Source organism: Mesorhizobium sp. C089B, from assembly GCF_030323125.1.
In the GTDB taxonomy this organism is placed as follows: Bacteria; Pseudomonadota; Alphaproteobacteria; order Rhizobiales; family Rhizobiaceae; genus Mesorhizobium.
The window spans coordinates 1,927,795-1,946,843 of sequence record NZ_CP100469.1; the positions used below are offsets into that span (position 1 = coordinate 1,927,795).

19 protein-coding genes, 1 tRNA gene and 1 pseudogene are annotated in these 19,049 nt (G+C 62.2%); 12 read left to right on the forward strand and 9 right to left on the reverse strand.

What is annotated here, in order from left to right; all coding sequences use genetic code 11:
• Window positions 1-111: 111 nt before the first annotated feature.
• From NLY44_RS09815 to NLY44_RS09825, 3 genes are all read right to left on the reverse strand, one after another.
• Window positions 112-780, reverse strand: a complete 669-nt coding sequence (locus NLY44_RS09815) for a DUF2161 domain-containing phosphodiesterase (protein WP_023688243.1) — start codon at window positions 778-780, stop codon at window positions 112-114.
• A gap of 332 nt (window positions 781-1,112) precedes the next feature.
• The gene (locus tag NLY44_RS09820; RefSeq protein WP_023688241.1) at window positions 1,113-1,388 is read right to left on the reverse strand and encodes a DUF6074 family protein; all 276 of its coding nucleotides are present in this window, start codon (window positions 1,386-1,388) and stop codon (window positions 1,113-1,115) included.
• A 146-nt stretch (window positions 1,389-1,534) separates the two neighbouring features.
• Window positions 1,535-1,831 carry a DUF982 domain-containing protein gene (locus NLY44_RS09825; protein ID WP_023688240.1) on the reverse strand — a complete coding sequence of 99 codons (297 nt, stop codon included), beginning with the start codon at window positions 1,829-1,831 and terminating at the stop codon, window positions 1,535-1,537.
• A 279-nt stretch (window positions 1,832-2,110) separates the two neighbouring features.
• Between NLY44_RS09825 and map the strand changes: the two genes are divergently transcribed.
• The 4 genes and pseudogenes from map to NLY44_RS32945 all read left to right on the forward strand — a co-directional run.
• Window positions 2,111-2,944, forward strand: coding sequence for a type I methionyl aminopeptidase (map, locus tag NLY44_RS09830; RefSeq protein ID WP_023805331.1), 834 nt, complete (start codon window positions 2,111-2,113; stop codon window positions 2,942-2,944).
• A 113-nt stretch (window positions 2,945-3,057) separates the two neighbouring features.
• The gene (gene radC / locus NLY44_RS09835; protein WP_023688238.1) at window positions 3,058-3,825 is read left to right on the forward strand and encodes a RadC family protein; all 768 of its coding nucleotides are present in this window, start codon (window positions 3,058-3,060) and stop codon (window positions 3,823-3,825) included.
• 196 nt (window positions 3,826-4,021) lie between these two features.
• Entirely contained in the window at window positions 4,022-4,420 is a 399-nt protein-coding gene (locus tag NLY44_RS09840) for a RidA family protein (RefSeq protein WP_023667656.1), read from the forward strand.
• A gap of 271 nt (window positions 4,421-4,691) precedes the next feature.
• A pseudogene (locus tag NLY44_RS32945) lies at window positions 4,692-5,087 on the forward strand (isochorismatase family protein); the annotation flags it as partial.
• Window positions 5,088-5,236: 149 nt separating this feature from the next.
• Here the strand turns inward: NLY44_RS32945 and NLY44_RS09850 are convergent.
• Window positions 5,237-6,151 carry a LysR family transcriptional regulator gene (locus NLY44_RS09850; protein ID WP_023667658.1) on the reverse strand — a complete coding sequence of 305 codons (915 nt, stop codon included), beginning with the start codon at window positions 6,149-6,151 and terminating at the stop codon, window positions 5,237-5,239.
• Window positions 6,152-6,311: 160 nt separating this feature from the next.
• Between NLY44_RS09850 and NLY44_RS09855 the strand changes: the two genes are divergently transcribed.
• The 7 genes from NLY44_RS09855 to NLY44_RS09885 all read left to right on the forward strand — a co-directional run bounded on the left by NLY44_RS09855 (window position 6,312) and on the right by NLY44_RS09885 (window position 12,762).
• Entirely contained in the window at window positions 6,312-6,953 is a 642-nt protein-coding gene (locus tag NLY44_RS09855) for a glutathione S-transferase family protein (protein ID WP_031201796.1), read from the forward strand.
• Between the two features lie 132 nt (window positions 6,954-7,085).
• Window positions 7,086-8,012: a DMT family transporter gene (locus NLY44_RS09860; RefSeq protein ID WP_023705987.1), complete on the forward strand. Its 927-nt coding sequence runs from the start codon at window positions 7,086-7,088 to the stop codon at window positions 8,010-8,012.
• Window positions 8,013-8,240: 228 nt separating this feature from the next.
• Complete coding sequence (locus NLY44_RS09865; protein ID WP_023667661.1) at window positions 8,241-9,125, forward strand: cytochrome c oxidase subunit II; 885 nt, start codon at window positions 8,241-8,243, stop codon at window positions 9,123-9,125.
• Between the two features lie 22 nt (window positions 9,126-9,147).
• Complete coding sequence (ctaD, locus tag NLY44_RS09870) at window positions 9,148-10,917, forward strand: cytochrome c oxidase subunit I (RefSeq protein ID WP_023681631.1); 1,770 nt, start codon at window positions 9,148-9,150, stop codon at window positions 10,915-10,917.
• Entirely contained in the window at window positions 10,914-11,618 is a 705-nt protein-coding gene (locus NLY44_RS09875; protein ID WP_023805333.1) for a cytochrome c oxidase subunit 3, read from the forward strand. Before ctaD ends, NLY44_RS09875 begins: the two co-directional genes overlap by 4 nt.
• Window positions 11,619-11,631: 13 nt before the next feature.
• Complete coding sequence (locus NLY44_RS09880) at window positions 11,632-12,354, forward strand: heme-copper oxidase subunit III family protein (RefSeq protein WP_023667664.1); 723 nt, start codon at window positions 11,632-11,634, stop codon at window positions 12,352-12,354.
• A gap of 9 nt (window positions 12,355-12,363) precedes the next feature.
• Window positions 12,364-12,762 (forward strand): cytochrome C oxidase subunit IV family protein, encoded by a 399-nt coding sequence (locus tag NLY44_RS09885; RefSeq protein WP_023681633.1) that lies wholly within the window; start codon window positions 12,364-12,366, stop codon window positions 12,760-12,762.
• 62 nt (window positions 12,763-12,824) lie between these two features.
• On the opposite strand, the gene NLY44_RS09890 is transcribed toward NLY44_RS09885, so the two are convergent.
• The 4 genes from NLY44_RS09890 to tig form a co-directional block, all read right to left on the reverse strand.
• Complete coding sequence (locus NLY44_RS09890; protein WP_023805334.1) at window positions 12,825-13,646, reverse strand: DUF2189 domain-containing protein; 822 nt, start codon at window positions 13,644-13,646, stop codon at window positions 12,825-12,827.
• 179 nt (window positions 13,647-13,825) lie between these two features.
• A complete protein-coding gene (locus NLY44_RS09895; protein ID WP_023805335.1) occupies window positions 13,826-14,758 on the reverse strand; it encodes a heme o synthase in 933 nt (310 codons plus the stop codon).
• Window positions 14,759-14,910: 152 nt separating this feature from the next.
• Window positions 14,911-15,291, reverse strand: coding sequence for a c-type cytochrome (locus tag NLY44_RS09900; protein WP_023667668.1), 381 nt, complete (start codon window positions 15,289-15,291; stop codon window positions 14,911-14,913).
• 260 nt (window positions 15,292-15,551) lie between these two features.
• Complete coding sequence (tig, locus tag NLY44_RS09905) at window positions 15,552-17,027, reverse strand: trigger factor (RefSeq protein ID WP_023697608.1); 1,476 nt, start codon at window positions 17,025-17,027, stop codon at window positions 15,552-15,554.
• A 339-nt stretch (window positions 17,028-17,366) separates the two neighbouring features.
• Between tig and NLY44_RS09910 the strand changes: the two genes are divergently transcribed.
• A tRNA-Leu gene (locus NLY44_RS09910) sits at window positions 17,367-17,451 on the forward strand.
• Window positions 17,452-17,552: 101 nt separating this feature from the next.
• On the opposite strand, the gene NLY44_RS09915 is transcribed toward NLY44_RS09910, so the two are convergent.
• The gene (locus NLY44_RS09915) at window positions 17,553-19,001 is read right to left on the reverse strand and encodes an aromatic amino acid lyase (RefSeq protein WP_023805336.1); all 1,449 of its coding nucleotides are present in this window, start codon (window positions 18,999-19,001) and stop codon (window positions 17,553-17,555) included.
• Window positions 19,002-19,049 lie beyond the last annotated feature (48 nt).

A 19,049-nucleotide genomic window follows, 5' to 3' on the forward strand; every position in this document is an offset into this window, starting at 1 on the left:
CAGCCGCCGAACTAGCAGCGGCTGGAACGGTGGCGCGGCGCATCGGTTGAACCGGCGCACGCGCTGCCGTGCCGAGTCCCCTGGCGCCTGCTCGCGGCAATCTCCGGCCACTCATCCCTGGTCGTGCGCCACCTGCGGCCAGCGCTGCAACGCCGCGTGACCACCCTCGGTCAGCGCGTAGACGCCGCGCTCGGCCCTGGCGAACCAGCCATAGACATTGTCCAGGAGGATGCTGGCCGCGCGCGGCGAAATCGCTTTCAGATCGCGCGGGCGTTTCGGCCCGTCGGTCATGGCTGCGGCGCAGGCCAGCGCATCCTGCCGGTAGGCGGTCATGATCGGCGCGCGCGAACCGCCGCCGACCACCGGATCGCCGCGCCGGCGCCGGTGTTCCTCCATCAGCCGCGAGCGCCGCTTTGGATCGCGACGCGGCGGCAGAGCGGCCGGGCTGAGCAGCAATTCGACCTCCCCCTTGCCGCTGACAGCCAGAAGCCCGAAGCCGAGCCGCCGGCACAGCGCGCGAAAACGGCGGTCGTGCTCGCGGCCTTTGCCACGCGCCGACATGCGCGCGGCCAGCCACACTTCGTCGCATGCCGCGGCGCGATCGACACCTTGCAGCACCAGTTCGAGGTTGAACTGCAATTTCAATTCGCAGATGACCAGCACAGGCGGCTCGCCGTCGCGCACCGCCACGATATCGCAGTGCCCGACTTCGCCCTTGACCGTGAATTCCAGGCTCTCGAGAAACCGCTTCACCGGGATGTAGAGAGACGTTTCCTGCATCGCGCAGGCATAGCCGATTCGGATCGGGTCGGCACAGGGATCGCCGAGAGGCCGACGCCTTGCGCTAAGCCGCGTTGAAACCCACTGTTTGCAAAGGCGGCCGTCAGGCAGGTCTCCGGCATGATAGTCCCGCCATAGCGCTCGACGATTTCCTTGGCGATGACCGACGTCGCCAGGGCCGAGCGCGACCAGTATTTCATCGCCTGTCTCGCGTTCAACAAGGCGCCCGCCGTGGCTGGGACGGCACAATCGACAGCGTAAGACCCGAGATCCGTCGACGCCAAGACCGGTCCACGGTTGGCCACACAATGATGAGCGCGTGTGTTTTGAGGCTAGGGGCGGGTGCGCGTCCGGCGCTGCCCTGGTGCGGTATCGTCCGCCTTGAAATGCATCTCGTCCTGGACCGCGGCAAAAAACCGGCGGACATCGTTGGCCGCCGAAGCCGCATCGCAGCCGGCCGCGACCGCCTTGTCGAGGAGTTCGCGCGCCGTGGCCTTCCAGAACGACGTGGCCGTGTCGCCGTGCAGTCTGCCCAGCCTTGCGGCGACCTCGCGCACCAGCACGGTCTGCCGGTCTAGCGGGAAGGCACGCACACTGGCTGAGGACATATTCTGCACCATGAAACCGACGCAACGAATCAGACGCTGCTCTATGGCTCATGCCTAGCTGTGAAGTCGGAAACGGAACCTTAACGCCGCGGAGTCCGCGCCGATTGGAACGAGTCGGTTGGCCGGCCTCCAGGCCAAGCAGAACTCTAGACCCTCAGGCCCCTCGCCTCGCCGGCGCGCTTGGCCGTAACCATCATGTCCCTGGCCAGCAGGCCACTGACCCGGCAAAACGCCATGAAGGCGCGCCATGCGTCCTCAGTCCTGACCACATCCACCGTGGCCCCGAAACAGGCATTGAACGCCGCTTCATAGACCTTGCCCTGTCGCTTCTTTGGCCAGTCATGCAGGATATCCAGCGCCTGTTCGACGCTGTATATTTCCTCTACCGGCAGCCCGGGCGCGGGCGCGATGCGCACCGGCACCTCGAATTGCAATCTGTCCATTCTATATCTCCCGAACTGGCGTCGACCACAGCAACGCCGTTCGTCGTCAAAAGTTGCTTTGGCTGCTTTTGCGCGAAAATGTGTCGTCAGTGCGATCTCGGCATTCGGAGGAGATCGCGCACCTGGATGTCATCTGAGCGGCCGCGCAAGCCAGGAATATCGCCAGTATCAGTCCATTGCCGGCAGTTCTTCCTTGAACCTTGCGGCTTGCAGTGCCAAATCTGGGGAAATTCTCTAACGGGCTGGTATGCGCCGCCCGCTTACAGGCAAACGGACACTATGGTCACCTATCTCGACGCCACCACGGCACCCCTCAGGAATACCGGCCAGATCCGCCTCTATGGCGAGGAAGGATTTGCCGGCATGCGCAAGGCCTGCGATCTCACCGCGCGCTGCCTCGATGAACTGGTGCCGATGGTCCAGCCGGGTGTCACCACCGCGACCATCGACCGTTTCGTCTTCGAATTCGGCATGGACCAAGGCGCGCTGCCGGCGACGCTCAATTATCGCGGCTACACCAAATCGTCCTGCACCTCGATCAACCACGTCGTCTGCCACGGCATTCCAGACAGCAAGCCGTTGAAGGACGGGGACATCGTCAACATCGACGTCACCTACATCCTCGACGGCTGGCACGGCGATTCCTCGCGCATGTATCCCGTCGGCACCATCAAGCGCGCCGCCGAACGCCTGCTTGAAGTCACTCATGAGTGCCTGATGCGCGGAATCGCGGCGGTCCGGCCCGGCGCCCGCACCGGCGCCATTGGCGCCGCCATCCAGACCTATGCCGAGGCAGAGCGCTGCTCGGTGGTGCGCGATTTCTGCGGCCACGGCGTTGGCCAGTTGTTCCACGACGCACCCAACATCCTGCACTATGGCACCGCCTCGGAAGGCGTCGAGATGCGGCCGGGCATGATCTTCACCATCGAGCCCATGATCAATCTTGGCCGGCCGCATGTGAAAGTGCTGTCGGACGGCTGGACGGCGGTGACGCGCGACCGCTCGCTGTCGGCGCAGTACGAACACACGATAGGCGTCACCGAAACTGGCTGCGAGATTTTCACCCTGTCGCCAAACAAGCTCGACCGCCCCGGCCTGCCGGCGGTCAGCTGAAAACAAGATCGCCTCAAGCCGCGGCTTTGAGGCGCCGTCGCCGAAAAAACTCGACCGCGCGCTGCTTACCGCTCTAATCTGCCGTCGAAGCCTTCGGGGAGTGTGGGGGGTCGATGGGGAAGAGTGGCGACGACGAACGGGGGTTCTTCTCCGAGCGGTGGCTTGAACCACCGGCGAAGGACAAGGCACCAAGAGACAAATCGACGGAGAAGCCACACTATCACGGCCATCGCGACCGTTTGCGCGAGCGCTTCGTTGCCGGCGGCGCAGACGCCCTGCCCGACTACGAACTTCTCGAACTGCTGCTGTTTCGCCTGATCCCGCGCGTCGACACCAAGCCGATCGCCAAGGCGCTTTTGGCGCGCTTCGGCACTTTTGGCGAAGTGCTTGGCGCACCGGTGGCGCTGCTGCAGGAGGTGAAGGGCATCGGCCCCGCCGTGGCGGTCGACCTGAAGGTGATTGCCGCTGCCGCGCAGCGCATGGCGCGGACCGAGGTTCGCGACCGCGAGGTGCTATCCAACTGGACGCAGCTTCTTGCGTACTGCCGCTCGGCGATGGCGTTCGAGAACCGCGAACATTTCCGCATCCTGTTCCTCGACAAGAAGAACGTGCTGATCGCCGACGAGGTACAGCAGGTCGGCACCGTGGACCACACGCCGGTCTATCCGCGCGAAGTGATCAAGCGCGCGCTCGAACTGTCGGCCAGCGCCGTCATCCTGGTGCATAATCACCCATCAGGTGATCCGACACCATCGCGTGCGGACATCGAAATGACCAAGCAGATCATCGACAGCGCCAAGCCGCTCGGCATCGCCGTCCACGACCACATCATCATCGGCAAGAAAGGCAACGCCTCGATGAAGGGCCTGCTGCTGATCTGAGCCTGATGGGCGCCGGTGCCGTCATCCAAACGCCACCGCTCGCGAGCCAATCAGCAACATTCCGGCTTGGCTCAAATGCCCACGCTTGCGGTGTAGAAGTGATATTGCGACGGAAGCGCCCGCTTCGGCGACAATGTGGTAGACCCGCGAATACGAAGCAGCCAGTTCCCGACAGCCATTGCAGGAGATCTATTCAATGACGCTCGAATGCATAAATCCAAATGACCTGCCGATTCCGGAAATGTACTCCCAGGTCGTCGTTGCGACAGGAAGCAAGCTGGTGTTCGTCTCGGGCCAGCAGCCAGAAGACATACACGGCAAGCTCGTTGGCCATGGTGATTTCGCAGTCCAGGCGCGCCTGGCGTTCGGGAATCTCGGCCGAGCGCTTGCTGCCGCCGGCGCTCGGCCCGAGCAAGTCTGCAAGATCACGATCTACATCGTCGATTACAAACGCGACGAACACGTGCCGATCATCGAAGCGGCCCAGGTCGAGCTGTTCGGCGATCACAAGCCGGCAAACGTAGTGGTCGGGATAGCAGTGATGTCTCCCGGCTACCTGATAGAGATCGATGCGATCGCGGTCATCGACCCGTAGGCCAAGCGAGGACGCGTCAAGTCGCCCAAACCAATCCCGGAGCTCGCTGCGAGATTGCCACGACTTTGATCTCTCCATCCATCCACGATCACATCGTCATCGGCAGGAATTGCGATGTCTCGATGAAGAGCCTGCTGCTCACCTGATCAGCGTCGGAAACAGGAAACACGCAATGCCCCAGCCCGGCGACGAACCATGGCCGTTCGACAAGCAACGCGCAGCCCTTCTGGTCATCGACATGCAAAGCGACTTTGTCGATGAGGGCGCCGTCATGGAAGTGGCCATGGCCCGCCATCGCATTCCGGCGATGCGGCAGGTGGTCGAGCTTTGCCGCGCGCAAGGCGTCCCGGTTATCTACACCCAGCATGTGCTCAGCGACCATTTCGATATCTCGCCGCTGGAAACCGGCTATCAGCCGAAGCTGAAAACCAAAGGAATGCGGGAAGGCAGCGCCGGCGCCGAAATCGTCGCCGCGCTTGCGCCCTTGCCTGGGGATGTCGTCATCAAGAAGCACCGCTACGATGCCTTCCACAACACGCAGCTCGAGACCGTGTTGCGCAACATCCGTGGCGCAGGCCGGGTCGACACGGTGATCATCATCGGCACCGTGACCAGCATCTGCTGCGAATCCACCGCGCGGAGCGCCTTCATGCGCGACTACAAGGTGGCTTTCATCAGCGACGCCAATGGCGGACTGGACGAGGCATCGCACAATGCAACCCTCGACATCAGGCAAGGTGTTCGGGCGCGTGGTGACGGTTGCCGAGCTTGGGAACCTGTTGCGGAGTTGAACCCCAGCGTCAGCTGGCGTGCGTCTCAAGCTCCGGCGCCGAGCCTGCCCTCAAGAAGGTCGCGCCGCTGCTGCAATTCGCCGGAGACGAATTTGGTGAAGGCGTGGACGCGCGCCGTGCGGCGCAAATCGTCGTGCACCAGCACCCACAGCGCCGAGCCGATCTCCTCGATCAGCCCTCCGACCCTTACAAGCCCGGGCAGGCTGTCGCCGAGATAACAGGGCAGCGCCGCAACCCCGATTCCGGCGCCCGCCGCATGCGACATCGTCACCAGGGAATCGGCGCGCATGGCGATCTCGACATCGGGCAGCGACGACCGCATCCAGCGGGCGACGCCGGTGTTGGCTAGGCTGTCGTCGGGCGCGATCCAGCGCAGCGCACCCAATCTCGGCTCCGGGGGTAGCGTTTCGGCATAGGAACGTGTCGCGTAGGCGGCGAAGGCGACGCCCGAAATGCGCCGGCCGACCAGGATTTCCTGCGGTTGCGACACCGGCCTGATCGCCACGTCTGCATCCCTTTGCGTCAGGTTGGCGATGGAATTCTGCGTCATCGCCTCGACCCGTATGCCGGGATGGAGCTTATGAAACGCCGCCAGGATCGGCGGCAGCACCGACGCCATCAGCGTATCGGTGGTGGTGACCCGCAACCTGCCTTCGAACCTGAGATCCTGCCCCGACAGTTTGCGCGCCAGTTCATTGACCGTCTCGGCCATTGTGCGTGCCGCGCCCAGCAGTTCCTCGCCGCCCGCGGTGAGGGCATAGCCAGTCGGCAGCCGATCGAAAAGGCGGATACCCAGCCGCGCCTCGAAGGCGTTGACGCGCCGCAGCACAGTCGTGTGGTTCACGCCCAGGATCCGAGCCGCCGCCGCCAGCGAAGCGCCATCGGCGACGGCCAGCACCATGCGCAGATCTTCCCAGTCGATATCGCGTGAGCTGTGCATTCTTGCAGAAAGATAAAAGAAAGCGCTGCGCTCTGCGAGTCAAAATGACGCTTCGCTGTGCAAAAACGCAGAGCAAGCGGGCGAATCGGCATGTCGATCTGCGCATGCACGCGCGCCATATGGAGTCCGACGACAAAAGAAACAGTCGCGGAGAAGAGCCATGACGCCGATAGAACTCTACACCTGCCAGACACCCAACGGGCACAAGGCCTCGATCATGCTGGAAGAGGTCGGCCTGCCCTACTCGGTCCGCTTAGTCGACATCGAAAGGGGCGACCAGACCAAGCCTGATTTCCTGGCGCTCAATCCCAACAACAAGATCCCGGTGATCGTCGACCGGGACGCCGGCCGCACGGTCTTCGAATCCGGCGCCATCCTACACTACCTGGCGCGACGGTCGGGCAAGCTTCAGCCGGTGGGCGCGCAGGAGGCGGACGACACGCTGACCTGGACCTTGTTCCAGGCGGCACATGTCGGCCCGACGCTTGGCCAATTGTGGAATTACAAAATCTTCGCGCCGGAAAAAATCCCTTACGTGATCGAGCGTTTTGAGCGCGAAACCGGACGTGTCTTCCGCGTTCTCGATAGCCGGCTCAAGAACCATGAGCACATCGTCGGCAAAAGCTACGGCATCGCCGATGTGATGACATGGCCATGGATCAACGCGGCCGTCACCAGGCTCGGCCTCAGCCTCGATGACGCGCCAGACCTGGCGCGTTGGTATGCCGCCATAGGCCGACGCTCCGCAGTTGTCAGAGGCATTGCCGTTCCCGCCCTACCCGAAGCATCGGCTGCCGCTTAGATCATGATGAGATTTGGTTGAAATCTCATCATGATCTAACCCTTTGTTGGAGCATGATCTTTTCCAAAAACCGGCACCCACTTTTTGGGGTCATGCCCTAGCCGCCGCACCCCGCATTCAAGGAATACGATCGTGGAAATCCTCTTCATCCCTCTGGCGCTTGTCGCCGGTGGCCTGCTCGCAGTGCAGGCTGGCGCCAACGCCCAACTTTCAAAGGCGGTCGGCTCACCCTTTGCCGCGACCACGCTTCAGCTCGCGGTCGGCGCCATCGTGCTGTTGTCGATCACGGCCCTCACCGGAACGACACCGGCTCTGCTTGCCGTTCGGCAAGCCGAATGGTGGCATGCGATCGGCGGCATGGCTTCGGCCTTCTACGTCGTTTCGACCATTCTTCTGTTCCCTCGCCTTGGCGCCGTCGTGTCCGTCGGGCTCTTCATCGCTGGGCAGATGCTTGCATCCTTCGCCCTCGACACGTTCGGCTGGCTCGGGATCCCCGAAGCCGGACTGCGAGCCGGGCCTGCCTTCGGCATGCTCGTCTTGCTTGCCGGGGCTGCCCTCATCGTTCTGGGACAGAAGGGCGCGGCCGACAATACCGCATCCTCAAGACCAGGGTGGATCGGACTGGCGCTGCTGGCAGGCGCCGTGCTTCCGGTGCAAGGCGCTGTAAACGCCTTGCTTCGGCACGACCTTGGCGGCGCGCCGTTTGCGGTCGGCACCATCTCGTTCCTGGTGGCGATGCTGGCCATGGCCGCGGTGCTTCTGATCGCGCTTGCCCTGACGAAGACGCCCCGCCCTCGCCTCGCCGGCCTGTCGTCGATGCCCTGGTGGGGCTGGCTCGGAGGTTTTGCCGGCGCCACCTATGTCACGACCGTGTTCACCGCCATCCCCGTCATCGGAGCGGCAGCTGCCGTCAGCCTGACGGTGGCCGGCCAGCAGGTCGCCGGCATCTTCGTCGACACCTTCGGCTGGTTCCGCCTGCCGCAGCGGCTTGTCTCCGGCATGCGGCTCGCCGGCGTCGTGCTGCTTTTGGCCGGCTGCATCATCATCAAGGCGCTTTGATCCCGCTGGAACAAGGCAAGCCGAATCAAACCAGCCCCTGCCCTCCCTGATTTGGGGGGTCAGGTGTCGCTCCGGCGTCACCAACGAAGCAAGGTCCGGGCGCCGCAGAAGCAATTTTTCGCTCCTTCCACAACCGGCTCTAGAATTTCAATCGCAAATCACGCATGATGCACTTGGTATTTTCCCGGGACGGCTTCGCGCCCCCTGAAATACCGGGAGGAACGGGACATGCCCATAGTGGTTGTACTCGTTTTGATCGTCGTGGGCTCGGTGTTGTTCCACTTCCTGAGCCCATGGTGGTGGACTCCGATTGCCTCGAATTGGGACTATATCGACAACACCATCATCATCACCTTTTGGATTACCGGCGTCGTCTTCGCCGCAGTCGTCCTATTCATGGCCTATTGCGTCTTCCGCTTCCGTCACCGCGAAGGCAACCAGGCGGCCTACGAACCGGAGAACAAGCGGCTCGAGTGGTGGCTGACGATCGTCACCGGAGTGGGTGTTACCGCCATGCTGGTTCCCGGCCTGTTTGTCTGGAGCCGGTTCGTCAACGTTCCAAGCGACGCAACCGTGGTCGAAGTCGTCGGCCAGCAATGGCAGTGGAGCTTCCGCTTGCCCGGCAAGGACGGCAAACTCGGCACATCCGACACCCGCGACGTCACCGCTGAAAATCCGTTGGGCGTGATCGCCAAGGATCCCAGCGGCCAGGACGACGTCGTGGTCGAAGCGGCCGACCTGCATCTGCCGGTCGGCAAGCCGGTCAAGATGCTGCTGCGCTCGATCGATGTGTTGCACGATTTCTACGTTCCGGAATTCCGCGCCAAGATGGACATGATACCGGGCTCGGTCACCTATTTCTGGTTCACCCCCACCAAGACCGGGACCTTCCAGGTTCTGTGCGCCGAACTGTGCGGCCAGGGGCACCCGATGATGCATGGCATCGTCATGGTCGATACCGAGCAGGACTATGTGGCCTGGCTCGACCAGCAGCAGACGTTCGCGCAGTTGTCGGCGCCGCAGCAGACGGGCTCGGTGGAACAGGCGCCGGGCAACGCGACGGCGTCAGCTCTAGAAGTTGCGGCAAAACTCGAAACTGTCGGGTCCCGCTGAAGGGCACGGAGGTGCTCCGCCTATGGTCGATATCACGCCTGCAGATGCCGTCCCGCCCGCCGAAGTCGCGGAAATGGAGCTTTACCATCCGCACAGCTGGTGGACGAAGTATGTCTTCTCGCAGGACGCCAAGGTCATCGCCATCCAGTATTCGGCGACCGCAACGGCCATCGGCCTGGTCGCGCTGGTGCTGTCCTGGCTGATGCGGCTGCAGCTCGGCTTCCCCGGCACGTTCGATTTCATCACCCCCGAGGCCTACTACCAGTTCATCACCATGCACGGCATGATCATGGTGATCTACCTGCTCACGGCACTCTTCCTCGGCGGCTTCGGCAACTACCTGATCCCGCTGATGGTCGGCGCCCGCGACATGGTCTTTCCCTATGTCAACATGCTGAGCTACTGGATCTACCTCCTTGCCGTGCTGGTGCTGGTGTCGAGCTTCTTTGCGCCCGGCGGACCGACCGGCGCCGGGTGGACGCTCTATCCGCCGCAAGCCATCATGACCGGCACACCTGGCGGCCAGGAATGGGGCATCATCCTGATGCTCGTCTCGCTGATCCTGTTCATCATCGGCTTCACCATGGGCGGTCTGAACTATGTCGTGACGGTGCTGCAGGCCCGCACGCGCGGCATGACGATGATGCGCCTGCCGCTGACCGTCTGGGGCATCTTCACCGCCACCGTCATGGCGCTGCTCGCCTTTCCGGCGCTGTTCGTCGCCTGCGTGATGATGCTGCTTGACCGCGCGCTTGGAACCTCCTTTTTCATGCCCGCGGTCGTCGAGATGGGGGAACAGCTACAGCACAATGGCGGCAGCCCGATCCTGTTCCAGCATCTGTTCTGGTTCTTCGGCCACCCGGAAGTGTACATCGTGGCGCTGCCGGCCTTCGGCATCGTCTCCGATCTGATCAGCACGCATGCGCGCAAGAACATTTTTGGCTACCGGATGATGGTCTGGGCCATCGTTGGCATCGGCGCGCTGAGCTTCGTGGTCTGGGCGCACCACATGTATGTCAGCGGCATGCACCCCTATTTCGGCTTCTTCTTCGCCACCACGACACTGATCATCGCCATCCCGACGGCGATCAAGGTCTACAATTGGGTGCTGACGCTGTGGCGGGGCGACATCCATCTCACCATACCGATGCTGTTTGCCATGGCTTTCATCGTCACCTTCGTCAATGGCGGGTTGACCGGGCTGTTTCTCGGCAACGTCGTCGTCGACGTCCCGCTGTCGGACACGATGTTCGTCGTCGCTCACTTCCATATGGTCATGGGTGTTGCTCCGATCGTCGTCATCTTCGGCGCGATCTACCACTGGTACCCGAAGGTCACCGGCCGGATGCTGAACGAGACGCTCGGCCGGTTCCATTTCTGGGTCACATTTCTCGGCGCCTACCTGATCTTCTTTCCCATGCATTACATCGGCCTGATGGGCGTGCCGCGGCGCTATGCCGAACTGACCGACGTGACGGTCATGACGGAGTCGGCGCATCACCTGAACTCGTTCATCAGCATCATGGCGTTTATCGTCGGCTTCGCCCAGATCGTTTTCCTGTTCAATCTTATCTGGAGCATCCGCCATGGGCGCGAGGCCGGTGGCAATCCATGGCGAGCCACGACACTCGAATGGCAAACGCCGCAGACGCCACCGGCGCATGGCAATTTCGGCAAGGATCTGCCGATCGTCTATCGCTGGGCCTATGACTACAGCGTGCCCGGCGCCAAGGAGGACTTCATTCCGCAAAACATGCCGGGCACGTTCGGCCCCTCCAGGGAGCCGGCATGAGCGTCATCCTGGTCTTCCTTCTCGTGATCGCCGGCTTTGCCGGCTGGTGGCTCTCGCATCAGCGGCTGATGGCGAAACCATGGCTCGAGCAAGGTGTGGCAGGAGATTTTGTCGCCTTCGACCGATCGAGCCTGCCGACCGCCAAGATCGGCCTCGGTGTCTTCCTCGCCGTGGTCGGCTGCCTGTTTGCGCTGTTCACCAGCGCCTACTTCATGCGTATGGCGCTGTCGGACTGGCAGCCGCTGCCCATCCCACGCCTGCTATGGCTCAACACCGGCGTGCTGGTGCTGAGCAGCATCGCGCTGCAATGCGCCTCGATCGCGGCGCGCAAGCGCCAGATGGACACGGTCAGGCTCGGCCTTGCCGCGGCTGGGCTCACCGCGATCGCCTTCCTCATCGGGCAGCTCATGGCATGGCGGGACCTGACCGCCAATGGTTATTTTCTGGCCTCCAATCCGGCCAACAGTTTTTTCTACCTGATAACCGGGATGCACGGCCTGCATATCGTGGGAGGGCTGGTGGGCCTGAGCAGGACAACCGCCGGCGCCTGGAACGGTGCACGCCCGGAACGGCTTCGCCTCAGCGTCGAATTATGCGCCATGTACTGGCATTTCCTGCTTTTCGTCTGGCTCGCCATCTTCGCTCTTTTGGCCGGCTGGGCCGTGACGTTCATCGATGTTTGCCGGCAGTTGCTGACCTAGGAGGTCGAGGAGCATGGCAGAAACCACACTGACGCATACCGGCCAAACGGAGACGCGGCCCGCAGGCTGGCAAGGCATAGCCGCCGACTGGTCCTCGGATCAGCGCGCGTTCAAGAACGTGTCCTGGGGCAAGGCCATGATGTGGATCTTCCTGCTCAGCGACACCTTCATCTTCGGCTGCTTCCTGCTCTCCTACATGACAGCGCGCGTTTCCACGCGCGTGCCGTGGCCCAATCCGAGCGAGGTCTTTGCGCTTCGCATCGGCGGTTCGGACATTCCACTGATCCTGATTGCCATCATGACCTTCGTGCTGATATCGAGCAGCGGAACGATGGCCATGGCGGTCAATTTCGGCTATCGCCGCGACCGCCGTAAAACCGCAATCCTCATGCTTCTGACGGCAGCGCTAGGAGCCACCTTCGTCGGCATGCAAGCCTTCGAATGGACCAAGCTGATCACCGAAGGGGTACGGCCGTGGGGCAATCCCTGGGGCGCGGCACAATTCGGCTCGACTTTCTTCATGATCACCGGCTTCCACGGCACGCATGTGACGATCGGGGTGATCTTCCTCATCATCGTGGCGCGAAAGGTCTGGCGTGGAGACTACGACGTCGGTCGCCCCGGCTTCTTCACCAGCCGCAGGGGTCGCTACGAGAACGTCGAAATCATGGGGCTCTACTGGCATTTCGTCGACCTGGTCTGGGTGTTCATTTTCGCATTCTTCTATCTTTGGTGAGAGGCTGACATGGCTGAAGCAACCGCAAACGGCCTCGGGCAACACGCGCTGCACTCTGATCATGCGCATGAAGGGTCATCGACCGGCGTCGCGGAGATTCATCAGGAACATCCAATCAAGCTCTATCTGGTGGTCTGGGCATGGCTGTTCATCCTTAGCGCCTGCTCCTACATGGTCGATTATCTCGGCATCCACGGCTATCTCAGATGGTCTCTGATCCTGATCTTCATGATCCTCAAGGCCGGGCTGATCGTCGCCGTGTTCATGCACATGGCCTGGGAGCGGCTGGCGCTTACCTATGCGATCATCCTGCCGCCGCTTCTGATACTGGTGTTCGTGGCGATGATGCTCTTCGAAGCGGACTACACGCTTCTCACCCGGTTGTCCTTCTTCGGACCGGGGCCCTGACGCACAGCTTCATCTCCGGTCAAAGACCGGAGATGAAGCTTCCCATCAGTTGATCTGCGGGGTCAGAGGCCGACCGTCCTCGCGGACGATGGCGGCTCCACAACCTTGCGGTAGACATGCCAAGTGGCGTGACCCAGGATCGGCAGCACGACCGCCAGCCCGGCAAACACCGGCAGCGAGCCGATGATCAAGGCGACGGCGACAATCAGTCCCCAGACAGCCATGGGGATCGGGTTCGCCAGCACAACTCGCACCGAGGTGTGGATGGCTTCGTAGGCGCCGACGTCGCGGTCGAGCAACAATGGGAAGGCGACGACCGTCGTGCACAACACCACCACGGCGAAGACGAAGCCGATGGCGTGCCCCAGGACAATCAGAGACCACCCGCGTCCGGTGGCAAATATTTCATTGATGAAGCCCGAAATCGATACAGGCGGAGCCGGGCCGAAGAGATATTCGTAGAACACCTGCGCCGCCAAAAGCCAGGCGATGAAGATTGCAACCAGCATGATCCCGACTGCGGCGATGGCTGGCAGGGCCGGAGAATTCCTGACCTCGAAAGCGTGCGTCCAGGAGGTGTCGAGCCCGGCTTCTCGTCTGCGGCTGATCTCATAGAGGCCGATCGCCGCGAATGGACCGATCAGCGCAAAGCCGGACACCAGCGGAAACAACATCGGCAACGCATTGGCGCCCGAAGTCCAGGCAGCGAGCACCACGCCGACAAGCGGATAGATCAGGCAGAGAAAGACGATGTGCGACGGTTTGACCATAAAATCGTCAACACCGCGCTTGAGCGCATCGAAAAGATCGGAAACACTGATTTTTCGGATTTTGGTGTGTTCCAGCGTTTCGCTGGCGCCTGCAATCACGTGAAAACTTGTCATGCCCGTTCCTCCAGACCAGGTCCGGCAAGGTCGCGGTTTCACGGTGCTGCCGTTCTGCATGACTGGCCACGCGAACCGCGACCTGCACCGCAATCAATATACTCCATTGACTGGAGCTTGTCGCCCGTTCTTACAAAAGGCTCCCGGAAGGCGAGGTTTCCGAGCACAGCGTCATGCCGTCACCCTCCGGCTGACATGAACGCGCGCATCGCGATGGTATCGGCAAGCAGCACCGCAAAGATCGCGAAAAGATAGAAGATCGAATAGGCAAACAGCGCCTTGGCCGGTTTCATCTCCTTGTCGAGGATGACCAGGGCGTTCCAGGCATGCCAGATGAAACCCGCGCCCAACGCAGCCGAAACAATCCCATAGACCCCGCTCGTAAATCCGAACGCCCAGGGCAGCACTCCGATCGGTGCCAGGAGCAGTGAATAGGCGAAGATCTGCCTTCTGGTCGAGGCCTGGCCGGCCACGTTCGGCATCATCGGGATGCCGGCAGCGGCATAGTCGCCGGCCTTGAACAGTGCGAGCGCCCAGAAATGCGGCGGCGTCCACAGGAAAATGATCAGGAACAGGATGAGGCTTTCAATGCCGATGGCGCCGGTGGCCGCCGCCCAGCCGATCATCGGAGGAAGGGCACCCGCCGCGCCGCCGATGACGATGTTCTGCGGCGTCGAGCGCTTCAGCCACATCGTATAGATGACGACGTAGAAAAAGATGGTGAAGGCCAGCAGTGACGCGGCAAGCCAGCCCACCAGCACGCCGAGCGTCATGACCGAAAGTGCGGAAAGCACCAGGCCGAAGCCGAGCGCTTCGCCGGCCGTGACGCGGCCCGACGGAACCGGCCGCTTTGACGTGCGCGACATCAGCGCGTCGATGTCGGCGTCGTACCACATGTTGAGCGCGCCGGCCGCTCCCGCTCCAACCGCAATCGCACCTATGGCGATCACGGCGATGACCGGGTTCATCGCGCCGGGCGCCACCATCAGACCGACGAAGGCGGTAAACACGGCAAGGGCCATGACCCGAGGCTTCAAGAGCGCAAAGAAATCACTGGCCGTCGCTTCCGAGAGGCGGACGCCGGTATCCTTGAGGCTTTCCTTGACCGACATTTGAGACGACCATCGATGGAAACCGGGCAGCCTAGAGCAATTCCAGGAAAGTGTATGGGGTTTTCCGCCCGGAATTGCGTAAGAACAAAGAGATCGAGCGGATCGCCGTTTCCGTGAAACGGTGAAACGCTCTGGCCGGCCGAAGAGCCAGGTTACGGGGAAAATTGCTTCAGATAGGCGATGACGTTGGCGACGTCCTCGTCCTTCTTGAGGCCGGGAAACGCCATCTTCGTCCCTTTGACCATTGCCTTGGGGTCGTGAAGATACGTCGTCAGTGTCGGCTCATCCCATTTGACGCCGGATGTGCCGGCCGCGATCATGGCTTCGGAATATTTAAAATCCGGATGCGTGCCGGCCGTCCGGCCGATAACGCCATGCAACGAAGGGCCTATCTTGTTGGTGTCTTGGTCTGCGACGTGGCAGACCTTGCATTTGGTGAAGACCTTCTCGCCCGCCGCGGCGTCCTGTGCCCGCGATGGATTGGCGATGAAAGTTGCAACGGAAACGACGGCGAAAAACGCAACCAAGCGCATGGCATTCCTCCCTGATCGTCAAATTTTCCTCAGACGGTCTGCACATGCCGGTAGCACCAGCATGCGCCCTGCACGGCAGAATAGATTCTCCGCTCCTCCCCAGATGGAATTGCGCCACCTGTGTACCACAGAATCTGGCCGGTAGGTAGAACAGGTCGACCGTACAAAGGTTCAGGTGGGCTGCGGTGGCTCAAGGCACATCCGCCACAACGAAAAAGGCCGCCTCGAGGGCGGCCTTTTCTGATCTTGTCGTCAGACGCTTATTCGGCGTCCTTGGCGGCCTTCTTCTTCGGGGCTGCCTTCTTCTTCGGCTCTTCCGCGTCGTCGGCCTTTTCAGCCTTGTCGGCCTTCTTGGCAGCGGCCTTCTTCGCCGGCTTGGCCTTGGCGGTATCGCCCTCTTCGTCGTCAGCCATCAGCTCTTCCTTGCTGACCTTGACGTCGGTGACCGAGATCTGGCTGAGCAGATGGTCGACGACCTTCTCCTCGAACATCGGCGCGCGCAGCGTGTTCAGGGCTTCCGGATTGCTGCGATAGAACTCGAAGGCTTCCTGCTGCTGGTTGGCCGGGTAGCGGCGCACCTGCTCGAACAGGCCGCGCTGCAGTTCCTCGTCGGAAACGGTGACGCCGGCCTTCTCGCCGATCTCGGCCAAAACCAGGCCGAGACGCACGCGGCGCTCGGCAAGCCGCAGATATTCGGCGCGTGCCTCTTCTTCCGTCGTCTCCTCGTCGGCGAAGGTACGGCCGGCGGCTTCGAGATCGCGGTTGACCTGGGTCCAGATGTTGTTGAACTCGGCATCGACGAGCTTCGACGGCGCCTCGAACGAATAGGCCGCGTCAAGCTGGTCGAGCAGCTGGCGCTTGACCTTCTGGCGGGTCATCGAACCGAACTGGTTCTCGATCTGGCCGCGCACCACGTCGCGCAGGCGCTCCAGCGATTCCAGGCCGAGGTTCTTGGCCATCTCGTCGTTGATTTCCAGCGCGCCGGGCTTGGACACTTCCTTGACGGTGACGTCGAAGGTGGCTTCCTTGCCGGCCAGATGCGCTGCCTGGTAGTTTTCCGGGAAAGTGACCGTGACCTGCTTCTCGTCGCCGGCCTTGGCGCCGATCAGCTGGTCCTCGAAGCCCGGGATGAATTCCTTGGAACCCAGAACCAGCGGCTGGTCGGTGCCGGCGCCGCCGGAAAAGGCCTCGCCGTCGATCTTGCCGAGATAGTCGATCAAAACGCGGTCGCCTTCGGCGGCCTTGCCGGTCTTCGGCTCGAAGCTGCGCGCCGATTCGGCAACGCGCTGGACCTGCTCGTCGATCTCGCTGTCCGGCACTTCGAATACCTGGCGCGTCACCTTGATGTCGGAGAAATCCTTGATCTCGATCGCCGGGATGACCTCGTAGTTGAGGCGGAATTCGAAGTCGGCGCCGCCGGCCAGGATCTTCTCGGCCTCTTTCTCATCTTCCGTCATGATCACTTCAGGTTGCATGGCGGCCTTTTCGCCGCGCCCCGTGATGATCGAACGGGTCGAATCGTTGAGGATCTCATTGACCACTTCGGCCATGAACGACTTGCCGTAGACCTTGCGCAAATGCTGCACAGGCACCTTGCCGGGACGGAAGCCGTTGATGCGGACCTTGTTCCTGGCGTCGGACAGCCGCGCCATCAGCTTGGCTTCCATATCACCGGCCGGCACGGTGATCTTGATCTCGCGCTTGAGACCGGAGTTGAGCGTTTCGGTGACCTGCATCGTAAAACCTTTATCTTCACCAAAGAGGCTGCCACGGCGTCTTGCCGTTCACAGCCTGCCGGTACAATCTTGCCGGGAATGGCTTTTGGTACGGAACCTGGCGATTTGACCGAAATTACGGCTCAAATTGTTCCAAACTGCGTTCCAAGATGTGAATAAGTTCTTGTTTTCCTACTTCTTATCACATTCTGCAGAAGCGGATCGGCGCGTCCCGTCACATTTGACACGCCTTTTGTCACAGGCGAGGCCAATTTTCAACCATCTTCGCGTTGCAGCGAATTGACGCCATTTTCGCCCCGACATTGACAGAATGATGGCTACATGGGATTGCCGACAAATGCGGATGTGGCGGAACTGGTAGACGCCCTGGATTTAGGTTCCAGTGCCGAAAGGCGTGGGGGTTCGAGTCCCTTCATCCGCACCACCCTTCGCTCTATCGAGCTTCGGGTGGCAGGCCACCCAGGAGCTTGATAAAGCGAAGGGTGTCCTCCGAAGCCGTGGCGTAGGAGGACTGGCGGCGACGGCCTACACTTCAAACACTTGACCGGTAAACCACTCCGCCAATTTCGCCAGCTCCGGCCCCAGCACCCGGTCGGCGTCGACCGGCGGCACGATCTTCCTGATATCCGCGACAAAATCCTGCAATGCCGGCGGCGCGGCGCGTTCAGTGACGTGCAGCGCCTGCGAGGCGATCATGGCCAGCATCGCCATCGCCGCATCGAGGCAGCGTCCGGCGGTCGCCTCCTTGGTCCAGGCGAAGAATGCCGTCGTGGCGACGTCGTCCTGACCGGCGCCCGCCGATTCGGTGCCCGGGATGAAGGTGCGCTGCGCCGCGAGCTTGGCCTGCTCGAGATAGCCGGTGATCGCCATCGGGACATAGCCGACATTGCCGTGGCCGTCGCTGTCGGCCCAGTGGTGCCCGGTCATCAACAGATCGGGCAGCAGCGACACCTTGCCGTTCAGCAGTTTTGAGGCGTGGCGGTCGCAAAGCAGGCAGAGATCGGCCCAGATCGCCGCCAGATCGTCTAATGCCGGCGTCGCAATGGCATTGTGATAGCCGCCGGTGGAGATGCAGCGTCCGAGCGGGTGCGCGGCGTCGGGCGGGATATAGACCGGATTATCCGAGATCGAGGCAAGCGAGACGGTGGCCGCCTGCTCGGCGCCGGTCAGCGCCCGGTGCGCATGGCCGAGCACGCGCGGCACGATGCGGTAGCTGACCGGCGCCTGATAGTTGCGCCGGCCGTCGCCGGCGCCAACCAGGTATTGCCGCAACCCTTGCAAGGCGGCCGCTTCGTGCGCGTCGCCCCAGAGCCCGTCGAGAGCTGCATCATAATGCTCGAGCGGCGCGCGAAACGATTCGATCGACAGCGCGAACACCTTGTGCGCCATGGCGAGGCGACGACGCGCGGCAAGTGCTGCGTCCGCCACCAGTGCCGCCGCGCAAGGCGAGCCGTTGATCAGCGATCCCCGCTCCTTCACCTCAAGCTCAAGGCTGGCGGTAAGCGCAGCAAACAGCGGATAGAGCGCCAGGATCTCGCCGGCGCCGCCCTGCCCCTGCGACGACACCACCGGCATCGGGCCGCCGTCGAGCATCGCCGCAACGGCTAGCGCGATGCGCGGCGTGGTGGCGGCATTGCCTTCGATGAAATTGGTCAGCCGTGCCAGCACGATCGCCCTGACCACGCGCTCGGGCAACGGCTCCCCGAAGGATGTGGCGGCGGCATACGCTTTGATGCGCGCATGGCGGTCGCGCTCGTCAAGTTCGAGCTTGCGGCTTGCCAGCTCGCCCATCGCGGTGGTGACGCCGTAGATGACCGGCGGCGGATCGGACTCAATGAGTTTCAGGAACGAGGCGCGGCATTCGGCAATGCGTTGCAAGGCCTTGTCGCCGATTTCGACCGTGTCGTTTCTCCAGGCGACGCGCAAAACGGCATCGAGATTGATATCTTCGCGCGTCGTCACCGTAATCGGCATTGTCTCCGCCCGTCTGGTTTGCATGAGGGCGAAGCGATCGATCGTTGC